This is a genomic window from Bradyrhizobium sp. NBAIM08 (assembly GCF_020193935.1).
Classification (GTDB): Bacteria; Pseudomonadota; Alphaproteobacteria; order Rhizobiales; family Xanthobacteraceae; genus Bradyrhizobium; species Bradyrhizobium yuanmingense.
This window is the reverse complement of the sequence record NZ_JADYVR010000948.1, coordinates 1-404: the sequence shown is the minus strand read 5'-3', so window position 1 is coordinate 404 and position 404 is coordinate 1. Positions and strand designations below refer to the sequence as shown.

Sequence of the window (404 nt, the reverse complement as noted above, 5' to 3'; positions counted from 1 at the left end):
TGTGTCCGCCGCGGAGCCGGTGAAAGAGACCAAGCCCCGCGCGACCGCCGTTCCCAAGACGACGAAGGCCTCGAAGCCGACGGCAACCACGACCGAAGTGACCGACGAGATGGTCGCCGAGCACGCCTACCACCTTTGGCAGAGCGGCCACCCGGGCGACCACGTCGAGCACTGGACGACTGCCGAGCGAAATCTTCGCGGCAAGAAGTGATTCATCGGCCGGCGATGACCGACCTTTGCCGCTCAGTCGGCCCGCGTTGAATCCGCAGTCGAAAACCCAATGATGCGACCGCACGCTCACTGACGCGCTCTGTACCGGCGCGTCTGCATCCTTGCGCGACGCGTGCGCGAGAATGTATTACTTCGCCTACGGCTCCAACCTCAACGCCAAGGCCGTCTCCGAG

The 404-nt window shown here is 64.6% G+C and carries 1 protein-coding gene; it reads left to right on the top strand.

Annotation, left to right across the window (positions count from 1 at the left end):
• Positions 1 to 211, top strand: a 211-nt coding sequence (locus I6F37_RS42875; protein ID WP_225154810.1) for a DUF2934 domain-containing protein, incomplete at its 5' end; no start/stop codon positions are given.
• Positions 212 to 404 lie beyond the last annotated feature (193 nt).